Genomic DNA, 2,699 nt, shown 5'->3' on the forward strand with positions numbered 1-2,699 from the left:
GGCACAACCCGGGCGCTGCCCGGCCCGGGCGTGGTGACCCTGGAGGACGGCGGCCGCCGCGACGTCGACGGCGAGTTGCCGGAAGACCTGCCGCTGGGCTGGCACCGGTTGGGCTGCGCCGGCCGCGAGACGACGCTCGTGGTGGTGCCCCGTCGGCTGCCCGTGCCGCCGCGCACCTGGGGTTGGATGCTCCAGCTCTACGCGCTCACCTCGGAACGCTCCTGGGGCATGGGCGACCTCGGCGACCTGGCCGAGTTCACCGGCTGGGCCGGTGCCACGGGCGCGGGGCTGGTGCTGCTCAACCCGCTGCACGCGGTGGGACCCGCGCACCCGGTGGCCGCCTCACCGTACTCACCCGCCAGTCGGCGCTTCGTCAACCCGCTCTACCTGCGCGTCGGTGACACCGCCGCGTACGCCGCGGCAGACCCGGCGACCCGGGCGGTGGTGGACGCGCTGCGCCCTGACCGCGGCGACCTGATCGACTACGACGAGGTGTGGAGCGCCAAGCGGCACGCCCTGGAGCTGCTGCACCCGTACGCCCAGCCGGTCGACCTGGCCGCGGACCCGGCGCTGGCCAGCTTCGCCACCTGGTGCGCGCTGGCGGAGCGGCACGGCAACGACTGGCGTGCCTGGCCGGCGGAGCTGCACCACCCGGACGCCCCGGCGGTCGCCGAGCAGCGTCGGCAGCTCGCCGACCGGGTGGCCTTCCACGCCTGGCTGCAACACCTGTGCGACGAGCAGCTCGACGCCGTCACCGCGGCGGCCCGGGCGGCCGGGATGCCGGTCGGCGTGGTGCACGACCTGGCCGTCGGCATCGACCCGGGCGGCGCGGACGGCTGGCAGCTCGCCGACGTCCTGGCCCAGGGGGTGCGGGTCGGCGCCCCACCGGACGACTTCAACCAGCTCGGCCAGGACTGGGGCCTCGCCGCATGGCGGCCGGACCGGCTCGCCGAGACCGGGTACGCGGCGTACCGGGACATGCTGCGGCGGACCCTGCGGCACGCGGGCGGCCTACGGGTCGACCACGTCGCGGGGCTGTGGCGGCTGTGGTGGGTGCCGCCGGGCGCCGGCGCCGCCGAGGGTACCTACGTCCGATACGACGCCGAGGCGATGCTCGGCATCCTCGCGCTGGAGGCCCACCGGGCCGGCGCGGTGGTGGTCGGCGAGGATCTCGGCACGGTCCAGCCCGTCGTGACCCGGGGCCTGCGGGGGCGCAACATGCTCGGCTCGACCGTGCTGTGGTTCGCCCGGGACGACGACGGCACCTTCGTCCCGCCGGCCCGCTGGCCGCGTAACGCGCTGGCCAGCATCTCCACCCACGACCTGCCCACCGCGCCGGGCTTCCTGACCGGGGAGCACGTCCGTGTCCGCGACGAGTTGAAGTTGCTCGGCACCGACGTGGCGGTCGAGCGCGCCCGGGCCGCCGCCGACCGCGAGCGACTGCTGGCGATGCTGCGCGACGAGGCGCTGCTGCCCGAGCCGGCCGACCCGGGGTCGACGCCCGGCGGCGAGCCGGGCCCACCCGACGACGACGTGGTGGTGGCGATGCACGCGGCGCTCGCCGCCAGCCCCACCCGACTGCTCGGCGTCTCCCTCTACGACGTGCTGGGTGAGGTGCGCCAGCCCAACATGCCGGGCACGGTCGACGAGTATCCGAACTGGCGGCTGCCGCTGCCGGCGACCGTGGCGCAGATCCGCGCCGACCCGCAGGTGACGCGGGTCGTCGACCTCCTCACCGCCGCGCGTCCCCGATCGACCGCCCCGCGCCGGTCCGGGACGAGCAGCCCTCAGGCCGACCAGTCGTAGCGGGCGGGCAGCCCGAGGAAGTCGGCGTACCGCCCCAGGGCCTGCTCCACCCGGGCTCGCTCGCCGGCGTCCAGCGTCGTCAGCGGCCGGATCGCCACGGTGACGGCGGCCCGGCCGAGCGTGCGCTTCCAGACGCCCACCACCCGGCCGGCGCGGACCACGGTCGCCTGGAAGATGCCGTTGTTGCCGGGCACCACGGCCGCCTGGTGCGCGGGGTCGAGCATCAGCGTGCGGTCCCGGTAGCCGAGCAGGTACTCGTCGAAGCCGGGCAGCGCCAGCACGTCGGCCTGCGGCGCGCGCGCACCGGCCAACGCCGTGTCACACAGCGCCGCGTCCACGTGCATCGGCTCGCCGTCGACGAGCACCGTGCTCAGCAGTTCGCCGGCGGCTGCCAGGCCGCGCCGCGCGTCGGTCAGGGTGAGGCCGCTCCAACCGGCGAACTCGCGGGCGGTGACCGGCCCGTGCCCGCGGACGTAGCGGTGGGCGAGCAGGGCCAACGCCTCGTCCCGATCCAGGTGGCGTTGCTCCGGCGCCCACTCGTCGAGCAGGGCGAAGGTCTGGTCGGTGCCGACGTTCGGCGCCACGCAGGTCACCCCGCGCACACTCGCGTACCAGAGCAGGTGGTAGCCGCGCTGGCCGTCCGTCGACAGGCCCGCCGCGCGAAGGGCCGCCAGGCACTCCGCCCGCGTGAGCCGGCGCCCGCCGACCAGCGCGGCGCCGAGCACGTCCAGCGCCCGGTCCGCGTCGGCCTCGGTGAGCCCGAGTTGCGTTCGACGGGTCGCGGCGCCGGCCAGCGAGCGGACGCCGGTCAGCTCCAGCATCCAGCGGGTGTCGGCGGGAGGAACGAGGTGCACGGTGCCCCGCATCGGCCAGGTGCGCAGAGCTTCGCGGCG

Annotated in this window: 2 protein-coding genes; one reads left to right on the plus strand and one right to left on the minus strand. The window is 76.3% G+C overall.

The features are described from left to right. Window positions 1–1,806, plus strand: a 1,806-nt coding sequence (malQ, locus tag AB0J68_RS30560) for a 4-alpha-glucanotransferase (protein ID WP_363942165.1), incomplete at its 5' end; no start/stop codon positions are given. On the opposite strand, the gene AB0J68_RS30565 is transcribed toward malQ, so the two are convergent. Beyond that, window positions 1,788–2,699: winged helix DNA-binding domain-containing protein (locus AB0J68_RS30565; protein WP_363942167.1), on the minus strand; the 912-nt coding region annotated here is incomplete at its 5' end. The two genes, malQ and AB0J68_RS30565, sit on opposite strands and share 19 nt — an antisense overlap.

Source organism: Micromonospora sp. NPDC049580, assembly GCF_040675595.1.
Taxonomy (GTDB): domain Bacteria; phylum Actinomycetota; class Actinomycetes; order Mycobacteriales; family Micromonosporaceae; genus Micromonospora.